This window comes from Streptomyces sp. NPDC127098 (assembly GCF_042722465.1).
Taxonomy (GTDB): domain Bacteria; phylum Actinomycetota; class Actinomycetes; order Streptomycetales; family Streptomycetaceae; genus Streptomyces; species Streptomyces millisiae.
Window position 1 is genome coordinate 1 of the sequence record NZ_JBHXFJ010000007.1, and the last position, 15,685, is coordinate 15,685.

General features: G+C 74.1%; 17 protein-coding genes. 8 read left to right on the forward strand and 9 right to left on the reverse strand.

What is annotated here, in order from left to right; translation table 11 throughout:
- The 4 genes from ACFWI8_RS06910 to ACFWI8_RS06925 all read left to right on the forward strand — a co-directional run.
- The coding region (locus tag ACFWI8_RS06910) for a sensor histidine kinase (protein ID WP_387086732.1) at window positions 1–527 on the forward strand (527 nt) is incomplete at its 5' end.
- Window positions 524–1,198, forward strand: coding sequence for a response regulator transcription factor (locus ACFWI8_RS06915; protein ID WP_387086734.1), 675 nt, complete (start codon window positions 524–526; stop codon window positions 1,196–1,198). The genes ACFWI8_RS06910 and ACFWI8_RS06915, both read left to right, overlap by 4 nt.
- A 60-nt stretch (window positions 1,199–1,258) precedes the next feature.
- On the forward strand, window positions 1,259–2,674 hold the full coding sequence (locus ACFWI8_RS06920) for an SLC13 family permease (protein ID WP_387086736.1): 1,416 nt from the start codon (window positions 1,259–1,261) through the stop codon (window positions 2,672–2,674).
- Between the two features lie 30 nt (window positions 2,675–2,704).
- A complete protein-coding gene (locus ACFWI8_RS06925) occupies window positions 2,705–3,877 on the forward strand; it encodes a glycerate kinase (protein WP_387086738.1) in 1,173 nt (390 codons plus the stop codon).
- On the opposite strand, the gene ACFWI8_RS06930 is transcribed toward ACFWI8_RS06925, so the two are convergent.
- From ACFWI8_RS06930 to ACFWI8_RS06940, 3 genes are all read right to left on the reverse strand, one after another.
- Window positions 3,878–5,617, reverse strand: a complete 1,740-nt coding sequence (locus tag ACFWI8_RS06930; protein WP_387086740.1) for a cholesterol oxidase substrate-binding domain-containing protein — start codon at window positions 5,615–5,617, stop codon at window positions 3,878–3,880. It lies immediately after the preceding gene.
- A gap of 72 nt (window positions 5,618–5,689) precedes the next feature.
- Entirely contained in the window at window positions 5,690–6,385 is a 696-nt protein-coding gene (locus ACFWI8_RS06935; RefSeq protein ID WP_387086742.1) for a PaaI family thioesterase, read from the reverse strand.
- 77 nt (window positions 6,386–6,462) lie between these two features.
- Entirely contained in the window at window positions 6,463–6,963 is a 501-nt protein-coding gene (locus tag ACFWI8_RS06940) for an Lrp/AsnC family transcriptional regulator (protein WP_387086744.1), read from the reverse strand.
- Window positions 6,964–7,115: 152 nt separating this feature from the next.
- Between ACFWI8_RS06940 and ACFWI8_RS06945 the strand changes: the two genes are divergently transcribed.
- The gene (locus ACFWI8_RS06945; RefSeq protein WP_387086746.1) at window positions 7,116–7,580 is read left to right on the forward strand and encodes a DUF2000 domain-containing protein; all 465 of its coding nucleotides are present in this window, start codon (window positions 7,116–7,118) and stop codon (window positions 7,578–7,580) included.
- Between the two features lie 169 nt (window positions 7,581–7,749).
- Window positions 7,750–8,496, forward strand: coding sequence for an MIP/aquaporin family protein (locus ACFWI8_RS06950; RefSeq protein WP_387086748.1), 747 nt, complete (start codon window positions 7,750–7,752; stop codon window positions 8,494–8,496).
- Between the two features lie 52 nt (window positions 8,497–8,548).
- On the opposite strand, the gene ACFWI8_RS06955 is transcribed toward ACFWI8_RS06950, so the two are convergent.
- A complete protein-coding gene (locus tag ACFWI8_RS06955; protein ID WP_387086750.1) occupies window positions 8,549–9,544 on the reverse strand; it encodes a GlxA family transcriptional regulator in 996 nt (331 codons plus the stop codon).
- Window positions 9,545–9,642: 98 nt separating this feature from the next.
- Between ACFWI8_RS06955 and ACFWI8_RS06960 the strand changes: the two genes are divergently transcribed.
- Complete coding sequence (locus tag ACFWI8_RS06960) at window positions 9,643–10,164, forward strand: hypothetical protein (RefSeq protein WP_387086752.1); 522 nt, start codon at window positions 9,643–9,645, stop codon at window positions 10,162–10,164.
- 154 nt (window positions 10,165–10,318) lie between these two features.
- A complete protein-coding gene (locus ACFWI8_RS06965; RefSeq protein WP_387086754.1) occupies window positions 10,319–10,510 on the forward strand; it encodes a CsbD family protein in 192 nt (63 codons plus the stop codon).
- 122 nt (window positions 10,511–10,632) lie between these two features.
- Here ACFWI8_RS06965 and ACFWI8_RS06970 read toward each other — a convergent pair whose 3' ends face one another.
- The 5 genes from ACFWI8_RS06970 to ACFWI8_RS06990 all read right to left on the reverse strand — a co-directional run bounded on the left by ACFWI8_RS06970 (window position 10,633) and on the right by ACFWI8_RS06990 (window position 15,614).
- Window positions 10,633–10,827 (reverse strand): hypothetical protein, encoded by a 195-nt coding sequence (locus ACFWI8_RS06970; RefSeq protein ID WP_387086756.1) that lies wholly within the window; start codon window positions 10,825–10,827, stop codon window positions 10,633–10,635.
- A 92-nt stretch (window positions 10,828–10,919) separates the two neighbouring features.
- A complete protein-coding gene (locus ACFWI8_RS06975) occupies window positions 10,920–11,375 on the reverse strand; it encodes a GNAT family N-acetyltransferase (RefSeq protein ID WP_387086758.1) in 456 nt (151 codons plus the stop codon).
- A complete protein-coding gene (locus ACFWI8_RS06980; protein WP_387086760.1) occupies window positions 11,375–12,697 on the reverse strand; it encodes a YeeE/YedE family protein in 1,323 nt (440 codons plus the stop codon). The genes ACFWI8_RS06975 and ACFWI8_RS06980 overlap by 1 nt, the downstream gene beginning before the upstream one ends.
- Before the next feature lie 204 nt (window positions 12,698–12,901).
- Complete coding sequence (locus ACFWI8_RS06985) at window positions 12,902–13,543, reverse strand: histidine phosphatase family protein (protein ID WP_387086762.1); 642 nt, start codon at window positions 13,541–13,543, stop codon at window positions 12,902–12,904.
- Window positions 13,544–13,583: 40 nt separating this feature from the next.
- Window positions 13,584–15,614 carry a GMC oxidoreductase gene (locus tag ACFWI8_RS06990; RefSeq protein ID WP_387086764.1) on the reverse strand — a complete coding sequence of 677 codons (2,031 nt, stop codon included), beginning with the start codon at window positions 15,612–15,614 and terminating at the stop codon, window positions 13,584–13,586.
- Between the last annotated feature and the right edge of the window lie 71 nt (window positions 15,615–15,685).

The window sequence follows — 15,685 nt, forward strand, 5'->3', positions numbered from 1 at the left end:
ACCTGCTGCTGCTCGCCACGGCGGAACGCCCCGACTTCGTCCGCGCCGCCCCGGTCGAACTCGCCGAGCTCACCGCCGACGTCTTCGTCAAGGCCAGGGCGCTCGGCGACCGCCGCTGGGAGCTGCCCGAGGTCGCCGAGCACGAGGTGGCATTGGACGCCCAGCGCGTCACCCAGGCCATGGTGCAGCTCGCGCAGAACGCGGTCCAGCACACCGGCCCCGGCCAGACCGTCAAAATCGGCTCGCGGCTCGTGGCCGGCGACGTCGAGCTGTACGTGGCCGACACCGGGCCCGGCGTCGCGCCGCGGGACGCCGAGGTCATCTTCGAACGCTTCCGGCGCGGCACCACCCGGCGCGGCGGCGAGCGCGGCGGCGCCGGACTCGGCCTGTCCATCGTCCGGGCCATCGCCCGGGGCCACCACGGCCGGGTCGAGCACCGGCCAACGCCGGGCGGCGGCGCCACCTTCGTCCTCGTCCTGCCGGTCCAGCAGAGCCAGCACGCCCAGCGTCTTCAGGAGTCGGAGTGAACCGCATCCTCATCGCCGAGGACGAGGAACGCATCGCGTCCTTCGTCGAGAAGGGCCTGCGGGCCAACGGCTTCGTCACCACCGTCGCCTCCGACGGCGACACCGCGCTCGGCCAGGCCCGCGGCGGCGGATTCGACCTGGTCGTCCTCGACATCGGCCTGCCGGGCAGGGACGGCTTCACGGTGCTGCGCGAGCTGCGGGAGGCCAGGGTGACCCTCCCCGTGATCGTGCTGACCGCCCGCGACTCGGTGCGGGACACCGTGGCCGGGCTCGAAGGCGGGGCCGACGACTGGATGACCAAACCCTTCCGCTTCGAGGAACTGCTGGCCCGGGTGCGGCTGCGCCTGCGCACCGCGGCCCGCGCCCCGGAGGTGACGGTGCTGCGCTGCGGCGACCTCAGCCTTGACCTGCGCACCCGCCGGGCCCGCGCCGGGGAGTCCCTGGTCGACCTGTCGGCGCGGGAGTTCGTGCTCCTCGAACTCTTCCTCCGCCACCCCGGGCAGGTGCTGTCGAGGGAACAGATCCTCTCCCACGTCTGGGGGTACGACTTCGACCCCGGCTCCAACATCGTCGACGTGTACGTGCGGGCGCTCCGCAAGAAGCTGGGCGCCCACCGGGTGGAGACCATCCGCGGCATGGGATACCGGCTGCCGCAGCCGGACAGGACCTAGATGAAGTGTCTCTCATGAACGGTTCATCCACGGCTCACCGCCGGTTCGAACACTGGTCGGGTGACCCTCACCAACCGGCAGGCCGCCACCCTCTGCGTGGCGCTGAGCGTGTGCGGACTGCTGCTCGTCCCGACCAACTTCCCCGGCCTGAGCGGTGACGCCCGCCTCACGCTCGTGGTGTTCGCCCTGGCCACCTGTGCCTGGATCGGCACGCCCATCGACGACACCTACGTGGCGCTGGGCGCCGGCCTCGCCCTGACCATCACCGGCGTGGTCAGCGCCGACACCCTGTTCGCCACCCTCGGCGACCAGACCGTCTGGCTGCTGATCTGCGCCTTCGTGCTGGCCGCCGCGGTGGCCCGCAGCGGCCTTGCCGCCCGCGCCGCCGCGTTCCTCGTCACCGGGGCGCGCACCGTGCGGCAGCTGACGCACCTCACCACGGCGGCCCTCGTCGTCACGGCCTTCGCGATCCCCGCGACCTCCGGGCGGGCCGCCCTCGCGCTGCCCGTCTTCCTCGCCCTCGCCCGGGCGCTGGCCGGCCGCCCCCGGCTCGTCGTCGCCCTCGCGCTGCTCTTCCCCACCGTCATCCTGCTGTCCGCCGTCGCCACCCTGATCGGCGCCGGCGCCCACCTCATCACCGTCTCGGTGCTCTGGGAGAGCACCGGCGAACGCATCGGTTTCCACGAGTGGTTGCTGCTCGGGCTGCCGCTGGCCGTGGTCTCCTCCCACCTCGCCGCCGAGGTCGTCCTGTTGACCACCACCCGGCGCGCCGACCGTCGCGGCCCGGTCCACCTCGCCGTCGAGGACATCCAACGCCACACCGAGCAGCGGGTGACCGGACCGTTGAGCCAGGCCGAGACCCGCTGCGCGGGGCTGCTGGCCAGCGTCGTCCTGCTGTGGTGCAGCGAGCCCCTGCACGGGGTGCCGCCCGCGCTGGTCGCGCTCATCGGGGCCGTCGTCATCACCGCGCCCGCCCTCGGCACCATCAGGCTGAAGGACGCGCTGGCCACCGTGCCCTGGTCGCTGCTGCTGTTCATGGCGGCCACCATGGCGATGGGCGTCGCGCTGGCCGACTCCGGCGCCGCCGGCTGGCTGACGTCGGGACTGCCGGGCGACGCCACGGTCCCCGCCTGGCTCTTCCTGGCCGTCGTCGTCACGGTCAGCACCGCCGCCCACCTGGTGCTCCAGTCGCGCTCCGCGCGCTCCAGCGTCCTCGTGCCCCTGGTGGTCGCCTCCGCCGCCGCCTGCGGCGTGGACCCGGTCGCCGCCGCCCTGGCCTCCACGGCGGCGGCTGGCTTCTGCCACACGCTGCCCGCCTCCGCCAAGCCGGTGGCGCTCTTCGCCGACGTGCCGGACACCCCCACCTACACGCCCCGTGACCTGCTGCGCCTGTCCGCCGTCCTGGGACCGCTGACCGCCGCCCTGGTCCTGGCGTTCGCGCTCGCCGTGTGGCCGTTGCTCGGCGTCGCGCCCTGAGAGACAACCGAGGACAACGAGGAGACAACCGTGTACCGATTCGTCGTGGCGCCCAGCGGCATGAAGGAGTCGCTGTCCGCCGCCGAGGCCGCCGAGGCCATCGCCGAGGGCCTGTTGCGCGCCGTGCCCGACGCCGTCGTCGACCTGCTGCCGCTGGTCGACGGCGGCGAGGGCACGGCCCGGGCGCTGGCCGCCGCGGCCGGCGGCCGGCTCGTCCCGCGGCTCGCCACCGGACCGGTCGGCGATCCGGTGGACACCCACTTCGCGCTCCTGCCTGACGCCCCGGGCGCGCCGGGCACCGCGGTCGTGGAGATGGCCGCCGTGGCCGGCCTGGCGCTGGTCCCGGCCGGCCGCCGCGACCCGACCGCCACCACCACCCGTGGCGTGGGCGAACTGCTCCGCGCCGCCCTCGACACGGGGGCCCGACGCGTCCTGGTCGGCTGCGGCGACTCGGGCACCTCCGACGGCGGGGCCGGCGCCCTGCAGGCGCTCGGCGCCCGGCTGTTGGACGCCCGAGGCCGTGAACTGCCCCCGGGCGGCGGGGCCTTGCGCCGCCTGGCGCGGATCGACGCCACGGGCCTCGACCCCCGCCTGAAGGACACCGAGATCACCGTCGCGGTCAACCCGCACAACGTGCTGTGCGGACCGCGCGGCGTGGCCCGCGTCTTCGGCCCGCAGAAGGGCGCCACCCCGGCCCAGACCGAGGAACTCTCGGCGGCCCTCGACCACTGGGCGGAGATCCTTGAACGCGACCTCGGTCCGCTGGACGTGGACCTCCGCGGCGGCGCGGGCACCGGCGCGTCCGGCGGCCTCGGGGCGGGCCTGGCCGCGCTCGGCGCCCGACTGCAGCCACGGTTCCGGGTGTTCCTCGACCACCTGGACCTCGACGCCACGCTCGCCGGCGCCGACCTCGTCGTCACCGCGGAGGGCGCGCTCGACGCGCAGACGCCGTTCGGCAAGATCCCCGGCGAGGTGGCGCGCCGCGCCAGGGCGCACGGCGTGCCCGTGCTGGCGCTCGCCGGCACCATCGGGGAGGGCGCCAGGGAGCTCCACCTGACCGGCGTGGACGCCTACAGCGGCATCCTGCCCGCACCCGTCGGCCTGCCGGAGGCACTGGCCCGCGGCGGGGAGTTCCTCGCGGACGCCGCCGAACGCGCCCTGCGCATGGTCCTGATCGGCAGCCGGCTCGCGGCGCGCGCCTGATCAGGGGGTGAGCAGCCCGTCGAGGAACGCGTTGCCGAACACGCCGTGCGGGTCGAGGCGGCGCAGCGTCTCGACGCCCTCGGCCCACTGGCCTTCGCCGTAGGACGCCGGCACCACCGTGCCGATGACCTCCGGGTCCGCCCAGGCCGCGGTGTCGGTGTAGCCCCAGCCCTTCGACCACTCGACGCGGGTCAGCGCGTGGCCGCCGTCGAAGGTCGTCAGGCAGAACCGTTCCAGCTCCCGGTAGAACTCGGCCGCCCCGGGCGTGCTCGGCAGGGTCAGCACGTCGACCCAGACCGCGCAGTCGAACTCGGGGTGGTCCGGGTGCGGGCGGACCACCGAGAGCAGCGGGGGCCTGGCCCCGGGCGCCGCGACGTCCGCGGCCTGGTCGAGACCGCCGACCCGGATCTCCACCTGCCCGTTCACCGGGAACCGCCCCTCCCGCGCCCACGCCTCGAGGCGCTCCCGGTAGAAGCCGGCGAACTCCGAGATCACCCGCTGCACGTCCGCGCGCCGGGTGAGGATGGCGTAGCCGTTGGCGGTCTCCCGCAGCGTGGTCGGCCGCAGGTAGAACATCAGGTGGTGCGAGGCACCCCACAGATCGCCGGCGAGCGTCGCCGTGAGACCGGTCGCCGCGACGGTGTACTGCAACGCCCCCAGCGTCGGCGCGAGATACCAGGCGGCGTCGGCCACCAGCTGCCCGGCGAGCCGGGACACGGCGGTGGGCACCGAGTCGCTGAACGGGTAGTTGTACGGCCCGAGCACCGGGCGCGAGGTGGCCGGCTTCTCGGGGCTCAGGCTCCACACCTTGAGCCAGGGCCGGTCGGTGAAGGCGAACCAGATGGTCTCCACCCGCCCGCCGGCGGCCAGGAAGTCGGCGAACGTCCGCCCGCCGGCGGCCGCCGCGCTCCCGGGCGCGGCGAACAGCTCGTCGACCGGCACGTCGACCCGGCTGACGCAGCGCATCGCGCTCTCCTCGCCCGCCTGGAGCACGGCTTCCACGACGAAGCTCCGCCCCAGGTGCGCGGCGAGCGCGTCGCACTCCGGGTCCCTGCCTCGCTCGAAGGTGCGCAGCACGTACGCGCCGCTCGCCTCGTCCCACACCACGGCGGTCACCGCCAGCACCAGGTTGCTGAGGGTGCCGTAGGTGTGGCCGGGGCGCGCGGTCTCGCCGTCGGCGGGGACGCTGGTGCCGTGGGCGTCGATGGCGAGGGTGCCGCCGAGCGTCAGCTCACCCGGCGCGGGGGTGTTGGTCACGCCGAGCCCGTGCTCGGCGAGGAACCCCATCAGCGTCTCCAGCGTCACGCCGGTCTGGGCCCGGACCGCGCCGGGCGCCCCGGCGGGCGGTGGCACGAGCTCGGTCGCCGTCAGGTGCGCCGTCGTGTCGACCAGCAGCACCCGGGCGTCGGGGGCGGTGTCGGGGGTGATGGTCAGCGGCGACCAGGTGTGGGCCTTGCCGCGGGGCCGGAGTCGCCAGCCCTCGGCGTGGGCCCAGTTGGCGAGGTCGACGATCTCGGCCGCGGTGCGTGGCGCGCAGGTCCACAGGCCGGGGTGGGCGATCTCGCCCGCCCAGTTGAGGTAGGGGGAGCGGTGGGCCGTCAGGCCGCCCGGCAGGCTCGGCGCCGCGCCGTCCGCGGCGGCCGACCCGGTGGGTATCCGGGCCGCGAGTCCCATCGCCCCGGCGGCGGCAGCGGTGCGCAGCACGCCGCGCCGGGAAGGTAATCCTGGTTTGGTCGACATGACACAGAAAGGTAGGGGCCCGCGCCGCCCGCACGGAACCCCGCGACACCGCCCGGCCGGCGGGGCCGAGGCTCACGGTGTGGCCGGGAGGTGCGGGAACAGGGCGCGGAGACGCGCCGGATCGGGGGCGACGAACACGGCCTCGGCGGTCACCAGCGCGGTGTCCGGGGTGGCCTCGGTGGCGATCGAGCCGTCGACATGGAGCTTGCGGCCCTCGGTCCGCGCGATCCGGGCGGCGATCCGCAGCGGCGTGCCCACCGGGACGGGGCCCTGGTAACGCAGTCGGAGGGAGATGGTCATGGCGGGCGTACCGGCCGCCGCGCAGGCGTGGCCCATGAGCTCGTCCAGGAGCATGGCGCTCATGCCACCGTGCGCGTAGCCGGGCGGGCCCTCGTGGGCGATGCCGAGGACGCACCGGCCGACGAGGCCGGCGGCGGCCGGGACGACCTCCACGGGCGGGGCGAGCGGGCTGCCGGGGCCGGTGACCGGGCTGTACATCCGCGGCCCGCCGGGGAACTCGTCCACGGTCGGGATCTCCGCCCGCACCCGCTGGCCGCCGCCCGTCAACTCCGCGGTGAGGCGGCGGACGTGGTCCGCGACGTGCCGCAGCGTCTCGTCCGGCGCGGTGGTGCGCACGGCGGCGTCCACCAGGGCCCGGAGCTCGTGGCCGAGTTCGCCGACCGCCGCGCGCCGGCGCGCCAGCTCCTCGTCCTTCGGGCGCGGGGTGCCGCCGCTCGTCGCCGGCGGTTCTGCCAGGGGTGGGTTCATCGCTCTTCTCTGTGCGGTCGGGGTCGGGTTGGCGTGCGGGGAGTTCCTACCCGCGCCCGGCCGGCCTCCCCCCCCGGTCACCGGGCCCGGCGCGTGGGCCGTGGCCGCTCGGGGGCGGGGTCCGCCGGGGCGATGACCCGGGACTGGACGTGCTCGTAGGCCAGGATCGTCTGCACGTCGGCCACCTCCCGCCGCTCCGTCAGGCGGTCGATGACGAAGGCGTACACGCCGTTCACGTCCGGCACCGCGATGTGCAGGAGGAAGTCGTAGGCGCCGGAGGTGACGAACATGGCGATGACCTCCGGCAGCCGCTGCGCCCACTCCCGGAAGCCCTCGATGACGGGCCGGGCCGGGGGCCGGATCCGCACCGAGATCAGCGCCTGCACGGGGCGCCCGACCGCCGTCAGGTCGAGCGCCGCGTGGTAGCCGGTGATGAGGCCCCGCTCCCGCAGCAGCCGCACCCGCTCCAGCGACGTCGAGGGCGAGACCCCCGTCTTCGCCGCCAGGTCGCGGTTGGTCTGCCGTGCGTCGTTCTGCAGCTCCCGCAGCAGGGCGAGGTCCACCGCATCAAGTTCCATGTTTCCGTTCACCTGCCTGAGGAAGTTCGCTGTACGACTCGCTGGCTCGCACGAATATCTAACCTATGGGCCCTGTGGCGACGGAACCACGGACCCGCGGGGACGGTCGCCGTCGCACGCCAGTCCGCCCCTACGAACCGGGAGAGCCAGCCATGTCCGCACCCGAACTGACCAGCGAGGACATCCGCACCGACCGTTCCACCCGGCAGGCGAGGCTCAAGTGGGTCCTGGTGGTCGACGAGGCCCTCCCGCCGGGGCGGCAGGCCAACGCCGCGGCCTGCGTCGCCGCCTATGTCGGCCGGCGCATGCCCGCGCTCCTGGGAGCCGACGGCGAGGACGCCGACGGGCACCACCACACCGGGCTGCCCTGGGGCGGTTGCTCGGTCCTGGCCGCCGACTCCGCGACGCTGAGCGCCCTGCGCGACAAGGCGGTCGGGAAGGACGACGTGCTCGTCGTCGACATGCCCGTCTTCGCCCAGCAGGTGCGGGTCTACGACCAGTACCTGGAGCGGCTCTCCGGTACCAAGGCCGCTGATCTGACCTACTGCGCGGTCGGTCTGATCGGCCCGCGCAACCGCGTCGACAGGTTGGTCGGAAGGCTTCCGCTGCTTCCCTGACCCCGGATCGGTTTTCGCCGAGCCGGCCATGGGCACCTGCACACGACGGCGGGCACTGACGTCCCGGAACCCTCGACGCGGACTCTGGAACGATCTCCGATGATGCAGTAGGGTCGCGAAAATTCGCCACGGCGACCGGCCGCGAGCCGCAAGAACTCGGGGGTAACTGATGGACGCGGGCTCGATATTCCTGTGGGAGCTGCTGGGGACGTCGGTGCTGATACTGCTGGGCACCGGTGTCGTCGCGAACCACGTGTTACGGAGGACCAACGGCAACGGCGGCGGCCCGCTCTTCATCAACATCGGGTGGGGTTTCGCCGTCTTCGCGGGTGCGAGCGTCGCCGCGCCGAGCGGCGCCCACCTCAACCCGGCGCTCACGCTCAGCCTGGCCGTCGCGGACCGGACCGAGTGGGCGGACGTGCCCGTCTACCTGGTCGCCCAGCTGCTCGGCGGCGTCCTCGGCGCGCTGCTCTGCTGGGCCACCTACAAGCTCCAGTTCGACGACCACCCGGAGCCCGGCGGCACCCTGGGCATCTTCGCCACCGCCCCGCAGATCCCGGACCGGCTCTGGAACGTGGTCTCCGAGGCCGTCGGCACCTTCGTGCTGGTGGCGTTCGTGCTGTTCTCGCCCGTCTTCAGGGCCACCGAGGACGGCATCCCGGACTTCGGCAACTCCGCGCTGGGCTACGCCGGGGTGGCCTTCGTCGTGATCGTGATCGGCACCTCGCTGGGCGGTCCCACCGGGTACGCCATCAACCCGGCCCGTGACCTGGGTCCCCGGATCGCCTACGCGTTCCTGATGCCCATCAAGGGCAAGGGCGCCGCGCAGTGGGGTTACTCCTGGGTCCCCGTCGTCGGCCCGATCGCCGGCGGCTTGCTCGCCGCGCTGCTCTTCCTGGCCTATCCGGCCGCGTGATCCCGTCCTGGCCCGATGGCGAACGTGCTCGACATGCCGAATGCCCGGGCGTTCAGGCGGTGTTCGCGGTCCCGGCGGCGGAGGGGAGCGCGCTCGCCTGGGTCAGGCGGTAGCGGGAGGGTGGGATGCCGTAGTGGTCGACGAACGCCTGACGAAGGGTCTCCGCGGAGCCGAAACCGCAGCGGGTGGCGATGGCGGACATGGGCAGGGACGTGGCGGCCAGCAGCTGGGCCGCGGCCTCGGCGCGGGTCCGGCGTACGAAGCGGCCAGGGGTCTCGCCCAGCTCCTTCAGGAACAGCCGCGTCAGGTGTCGCTCGCTCACCCCCGCGCCCGCCGCGAGGGTGGCCGTGGCCAGGTCGGCCCCCAGGTGGCCGGTGACGTACTCGACGACCCGTCTGACCAGCCCGTCACCGAGCGGCGGGCTTTCGGTGAACATGCTCATCTGCGCCTGGTTGCCCGGCCGTTGCAGGTAGGTCACCAGGTAGCGGGCCACCGTCCTGGCGAGGGCGGCCCCGTGGTCCTCCTCGATGAAGGCGAGGGTCAGGTCGAGCGCGCTGGTGACGCCGGCGGCCGTGGCGACGTTCCCGTCCCGGACGAAGATCGGACGGGCGTCGACGGTCACCGCCGGATGGCGGGCCGCGAGCTCGGGCGCGTACTCCCAGTGGGTGGTGGCACGTCGGCCGTCGAGCAGTCCGGCGGCGGCGAGGATCTCCGCGCCCGTGCACACCGAGGCGACCCGGCGGCTCTCGCGCGCCAGGCGCCGCACATGGCCGACGACCACCCTGCTGGCGGCCGCCTCCTCATGGCCGATCCCCCCGGAGACGACCAGCGTGTCCAGCGGCCCGGTGACGCGTTCGATGGCCTGTTGGCCCTGCAACGTCAGCCCCGTCGCGCAGGTGACGGGCAGCCCCGAGGGCGTCGCCAGCGACACGTCGTACGGCGGGGCGGCGCCGTGATGGTTCGCCATGATCAGGCTCGACGTCACGCAGGCGATGTCGAGCAACTCCGCGGCGTGGTACCCGACCACGACCACCCGTCGTCCGGTCACGGCACGACCCTACGGCGGAAGGACGGGGAACCCAAGTATTCGGTCCTGTTCCCCTCGGAGCCGGGACGAAGTCCCTGGACCGACGGAACGGTTGGGACATGACCAGTACCCGTACCACCAGCTCCACGACAGACTCCGACACCCACTCCGACATCCACTCCGACCTCCGGCGACCGCGGCGGAGCCGGCGGCGGTTCGCGCTGCACTACGTCGAGATGGTCGTCGCCATGTTCGTTGGGATGTTCGTCGGGATGTTCGCGCTCGCCCCGCTGTGGGCGGCCGCCGGCCTCGACCTCTCCCACGACCAGGATCCCGAACTCGCCTCCCTGCGCATGGCGTTCGACATGTCGGTGGGTATGGCGCTGTGGATGCGCTTCCGCGGCCACGCCTGGGGGCCGACGCTGGAGATGTGCGGCGCCATGTTCGCCCCCCTCGTGCCCCTGTTCCCGCTGCTGTGGGCGGGCGCCGTCGACGGCATGACCGTGATGATGGTGGCGCACGTGGCGATGTTCCCGCTCATGCTGGCGGTGATGCTCAGGCGCCGCGACGAGTACGCCGGCTCCCACGCCCACCACCGGGCCCGGAAGAGCGCGGATGTTTCGGCGGGCCGTGATCGGTGAGACGAACCGGCGGCGGTCCGTCGGGTGCGGCCTCCGCGGCGGCGCGGTGCCGCCGGGAGCCACGGGGGTCGCACCCGCGCCGCTCCGGATGCCGGCGGGGCACCCGCCGGTTACCGTGACGAAAGTGGCGTGCCTGGACGAAGGGAGTGTCGACATGAACGACGGCGCGATGGACAGGGCCAAGGGCAGGGCGAAGGAGATGCTGGGCCGGATCGCCGGCGACGACCGCAAGCGGGCCGAGGGCAGGACCGATCGGACCAGGGGTGGCCTGCGGGGCGCGGCGGAGAGCGCGCGGGAGAAGGCCAAGGGCGTCCGGGACTCCCTGCGGAACCAGCGTGACCGGTAGCCGCCGAACGCCCGCCCGCACGTCGGCGGCCCACGAAGGCCGGGGGCCCCTCCCTTTCGGGAGGGGCCCCCGGCGTGTTCCGCACGGCGGGAACGGGAGCTCCGCGGCCGGAAGGCCGCCGCTCAGTACCGGCCGGCGGTGGCTGGCTGACTCCGGTGCCAGGACGAGCGCGCCACCGCCCCGCTGGCGGCGGCGAGCGCCGCCCCGATCAGAGCGGCCATCAGCTCGGTGTCGAAGAGGTCGACGACGGCACTGTGGACGAACAGAGCGCACAGCACGCCGGTCACGACGGCGAGCAGGGTCCAGATGAGTTGCATGGTCCTTCCTCCTCCGGTCGGTGTGCCCGGGTTGGTTGGTCCGCTTTCTCCCGTTCGGGTGCCCCGTTATCAAACGGTTATGTCCCCTGATTTCAGGCCACGTTGACGGGTTCCGGCTCGCGCACCATGAACACGTCCACCGGATCCTCGCCCTCGACGGTGAATCCGTGCCGCTCGTACAGCCGCCGGGCCGGGCTCCCCTGAAGCACGTTCAGCCGGACCGGGACGCCGTCGCGGTCGCACCGTTCGAGCAGCCCGCGCAGCACGGCCGTGCCGATGCCGGCGCCGTGCAGGTGCGGCGCCAGGTAGAAGTGCTCCAGCCAGCGGCAGTCCTCGGCCGGGCGCAGCGCCACGCAGCCGGCGAGGGCGCCGCCCACCTCGATCACCCAGGTGTGCTCCGGCACGAACGCGTCCCGCAGCCGCTGTCTGACCCGCTGCTCGTCGTACCGCCCGAGCCGCTCCAGATCCGGTCGCATCACCTCGGCCCGGATGTCGGCCAACGCCTCGACGTCCGCCGCCGAGGCCGCCCGCGTCTCCCAGTCCGCCATCAGCAGACCCCGTCGCTCGGCCTGGGGTTGGCGAGGCCGAACAGCGGGCGCAGCCGCAGTCCCGCCCAGGTGCCGAGGAGGGCGGTGGCACCCCAGATCCAGCCGTGCAGGCTGCCGGAGGAGATGCCGGCGAGGTAGGCGCCGATGTTGCAGCCGCCGGCCAGCCGGGCTCCGATGCCCATCAGGACGCCGCCGAGGACGGCGGCCACCGCGGTGCGCCACGGGATGCCACGGTGCAGGGCCCAGGTGCCGCCCAGGGAGGCGGCGACCGCGGCGCCGATCATGATGCCGATGTCGGTGAGGCTGTTCTTGTCGGCGAGGACCGGACCGGCCAGCATGTCGGCGTTGCCCGGCTGCTGCCAGAAGGACCAGCTCTCGGGACGCACGCCGACCAGGCTCAGTGCCTCGCTGCCCCACAGCGCGAACGCGCTGGTCACACCCCAGGCGCCGCCGGAGACCAGCAGGACCCCGGCGCCCAGCGCGGCCAGCACGACGGCGCCGGCTGCCAGCGGCCAGGAGCCGCGCAGCGCGCGGGCCGCCAGGCCGCCACGGCTGGTGGGGACGGCGCCGGTCGGCGGCGGGGTGCGGCGGCGCTGGACGACGCGGGAGACCACCACGATCACCGCGAGCGCCGCGATCGTCACCGCCCAGGAGCCGAACCAGCCGACGTGGTCGGAGAGCAGGAAGGGGTCGAGGGCGGGCAGGTCGCGCCAGAGGTCGAACTGCCACGCCGCGATCGTCGATCCTGCGATGAAGCCGCCCAGTGTGAGCACGATCGAGGACTGGCCCGAGCCGACCGCGAACAGCGTGCCGGACGCGCAGGCCCCGCCGAGCTGCATGCCGATGGCGAAGACGAAGGCGCCGAGCAGCAGGCCCACGCCGAGCGGTCCGGCGGACGGCGCGGGCTGCGAGCCGAACAGTCCGGTTCCGGTGCCGATGATCAGCGCGAACAGGGTCGCGGTGGTGCCGAGCAGCAGGGCGTGGGCGCGCAGCCCCGTGCCGTTGCCGACCGCGACGAGCTGCCGCCAGGCGGAGGTGAAGCCGAACCGGGAGTGGAAGAGCGCGAAGCCGAGCCCCAGGCCGAGCAGGAGCAGGACCCCGGGCCTGGCGCCGTGCGCGGCGAACACATAGGTGCTGAGGCCGGCGCCGAGCAGCGCCGAGACGGCGAGCGGTATCCGCCGCGCGGGCGGCGCCTCCGGCGCCTCGGGCGGCGGCGCGCTGGTGGGGGAGGGCGTGAGGAGCGGGGACAGCAGCGCGGCGGGCCGCCGTCGTGGTTCGACGTCGGCGGCCGGTCCTGGGGAGGGCGGGGAGGTGGTGGTCACGGAGGACTCCATGAGGCGTGCTCGGGTGGGGAAGGGTGGGGGAGAGGCCGCGGAAGCGGGGCCGGGGCTCGCTCAGCGGCGACAGAGACCCTCGTCGACGCACCACGCCGAGCTCGCGAAGAGCGCGAGACAGAGCAGACGGGCGGGCGCGAACATGCCCACCATCGTAAATGTCCCCATCCGCCGGCCCCGCCCGGGTGGCGATCAGCCGGCGTCCACGGACTCGAGGTGCCGGGTGTCGCCGAGGGCGACGACCTGGCGGTTGTGGAAGAAGTCGTCCTCGCGCAGCGTGGTGATGCTGCCGGCGGGCGCCCGGAAGCTGGCGTAGCCGACCGACTCGACCGGCATCCCGATCCAGGACGCCACGACGAAGTTCTGGGAGCCCCCGTGCGTCACGACGATCTGGTGCTCGCACGGGCACGCCAGGATCTCGTCCATGGCCGCGTAGACCCGCCGTGCGCACGCCCCCTTGGTCTCGGCGCCGGGCACGCCCTCGTCGTGTTCGAGGCGCTCCCCGACGGCCGGCGGCGGGACGAACCGCCGGTCAAGCCACTCCTGCGGCCTGCCCCCGGCCTCCCCGTACGACTTCTCCCGCAGCCGCCGGTCCAGGACCGGGGTCACCCCGAACACCGCGGCGATCTCCTCGGCTGTCCGCCGGGTCCGCAGCAGGTCCGAGGAGTACAGCTCCACCTCCGCCCCGGCCGGGACCCGCTCCCGCAGGGCCCGGGCGACGGCCGCCGCCGCGCGGACGCCGGCGGGCGTCAGCCGCGAGTCGTGCCAGCCGCCGACGACCCGCTCGACGTGGTGCGTCGCCTCGGGATGGGTGACGACGTACAGGGTGCGCATGGGGGCGTGCCTTCCGGATCGGCGGCGCGTGGCCGCGGGGTCAGGGCGACCGCCATTGTCCGGTCATCTGCTCGACGCTGCGCAGGGCGGTGGCGAAGATGGTCAGCACCGGGTTGACGCCGCCGTTGGTGACGTGCACCGAACCGTCCATGACGCGGAGGTTCTCGTGGCCCCAGACCCGGCCGAAGGAGTCGACCACCGAGGTGGCCGGAGCGTGCCCCATCCGGAGCGTGCCCGCCTGGTGCTGACCGCCCGAAGGACCGCGGTGCGGGAACCGGTACTCGAACACGTCCCTGGCGCCGGCGGCGCGCAGCCACTCGCCGCTCATGCGGCTGGTGAAGTCCCGGGCCCGCAGGTCCTCCTCGTGCACCCCGCCGCTGAGTCGGGCGACGGGCACGCCGTGCCGGTCGACCACGCCGTCGTCCACCCGGACCCGGGCGTCGGCGACCGTGACCTCCTGGATCGGCCCCATGAGCCGCAGGCTGCGGCGGACCAGCTCCCGCACGCCCCGCTTGCTCTCCAGGCCGGTCCTGGGGACGAAGCCGGCGCCGACCAGGTAGCGGAAGGCGTTGGAGGGGGTCGGGACGAACTCGTTCGCGATGATCCCGCCGCCGACCAGATCGCCGTTCCGATGCCGGAAGTCCGTCGTCGCGATCGACGGTCCAGGACCGACCAGGTCCTCCACGACGTCGTCGAAGATCCCGATCGCGCCGCCGTACAGGTGGCCCTGGAGGTGCCGTCCGACGAGATCGTTGTTGTTGCCGAGCCCGTTCGGCTCGCGGTCGCTGCGGCTGTTGAGCAGCAGCCGGGCGGACTCGACGGCGCCGGCGGAGACGACCACCTCCGCGGCGTCGACGTCCCGCCGCCACGCCACGCCGTCGACGGTCCCGACGACGGTGACACCGACCACCCGGCCGGCGCCGTCCGTTCTGATCCGGGCGACGCGGGTCTCCAGCAGGACCGTGGCCCGGCCGGTGGCGAAGGCCCGCGTCAGCATGGTGTTCTGGCTGCCGTTCTTCGCGTCCACGGGGCAGGCGAAGCCGACACACAGGCCGCACCCGGCGCAGGCCCGCCGGCCCAGGTACTCCCGCGAGTTGACGAGCAGCGGCACCCGCACGGTCGAGACGCCAAGCGCGGCGGCCGCCGCGGCAAGACGGTCGCGGGTGGGCCCCGCCGGCAGCGCCGCCATCGGCAGGCTGCGGGCCCGGTGACCCGCCCAACGGCCGTCGTCCTCGCCCCCGCTGACGCCGATCTCCCACTCCGCGCGCTCGTAGTAGGGCGCGAGGTCCTCGTAGCCGATGGGCCAGTCGCTCAGCGCGCTGCCGGCCGGGACGCCGTACGCGGTGGCCATCGTGAAGTCGAGCGGGGCGAAGCGCCACGCCTGGGCCCCGTAGACGCGGGTTCCGCCACCGCCGGTGAACGCGTTGTTGTGCCAGGCGCCCTCCGTCGGGCGAACGAGCAGGCGTCGGCGGCCGTCGTCCAGCACGCGCGGGCCGGCGTCGTCCGAGGGGCCGGAGCGGGGCGCCAACCCCCAGTCGGAGCGCGGGTTCCTGAGGTGGTCACGCGCGAGCTCGGCGATCCCCGGCCACTGCCCGGCCTCGACGACGAGCACGGTGCGGCCCGCCTCCGCCAGGCCGCAGGCGGCCACGCCGCCGCCGGCCCCCGAGCCGACGACGATCGCGTCGTAGCGGTCGGCGAGGTCCCTCGGGTGAACGGTCGCCGGGGCGGCCTCCGGCACGGGTACCGCGACCCCCCACCCACCGGCCGGTTCAGGACGCCAGTCGACCATCGCCCAGGACGCCGCACCCGCGTTGCCCCCGTTGCCCTCGTCCGCGTAGTAGCCACCGGCGACCAGTTCGGCGAACCAGTCCCAGTGCTCGCTGGCACGCCCCCGCCGCACGACGTCCGTCACGCGCCCCAGCCAGTCCGGCCGTTCGGCGAGGACCGACATGACGAAGGCCAGGCCCCCGGCCTGCGACGCCGAGGGGAAGTCGTCCGCGGGCACGACCTCGTCCATCAGCGCCGCGAGGAGGACCCGGTCCTCGGCGGATATCCACTGCTGCTCCGGCACACCGGCCCCTTTCGTCGAGTCGAGTCAACTATGACCCGGTGACGACGTCGGAACGAGGGCCGTACGGCGCC

What these genes read in the sequence shown, in the direction of transcription:
- ACFWI8_RS06930 (WP_387086740.1), bottom strand. Translation starts at nt 5,617, where the DNA reads ATGTCGACCAAACCAGGATTACCTTCCCGGCGCGGCGTGCTGCGCACC.
- ACFWI8_RS06935 (WP_387086742.1), bottom strand. Translation starts at nt 6,385, where the DNA reads ATGAACCCACCCCTGGCAGAACCGCCGGCGACGAGCGGCGGCACCCCG.
- ACFWI8_RS06940 (WP_387086744.1), bottom strand. Translation starts at nt 6,963, where the DNA reads ATGGAACTTGATGCGGTGGACCTCGCCCTGCTGCGGGAGCTGCAGAAC.
- ACFWI8_RS06945 (WP_387086746.1), top strand. Translation starts at nt 7,116, where the DNA reads ATGTCCGCACCCGAACTGACCAGCGAGGACATCCGCACCGACCGTTCC.
- ACFWI8_RS06950 (WP_387086748.1), top strand. Translation starts at nt 7,750, where the DNA reads ATGGACGCGGGCTCGATATTCCTGTGGGAGCTGCTGGGGACGTCGGTG.
- ACFWI8_RS06960 (WP_387086752.1), top strand. Translation starts at nt 9,643, where the DNA reads ATGACCAGTACCCGTACCACCAGCTCCACGACAGACTCCGACACCCAC.
- ACFWI8_RS06965 (WP_387086754.1), top strand. Translation starts at nt 10,319, where the DNA reads ATGAACGACGGCGCGATGGACAGGGCCAAGGGCAGGGCGAAGGAGATG.
- ACFWI8_RS06970 (WP_387086756.1), bottom strand. Translation starts at nt 10,827, where the DNA reads ATGCAACTCATCTGGACCCTGCTCGCCGTCGTGACCGGCGTGCTGTGC.
- ACFWI8_RS06975 (WP_387086758.1), bottom strand. Translation starts at nt 11,375, where the DNA reads ATGGCGGACTGGGAGACGCGGGCGGCCTCGGCGGCGGACGTCGAGGCG.
- ACFWI8_RS06985 (WP_387086762.1), bottom strand. Translation starts at nt 13,543, where the DNA reads ATGCGCACCCTGTACGTCGTCACCCATCCCGAGGCGACGCACCACGTC.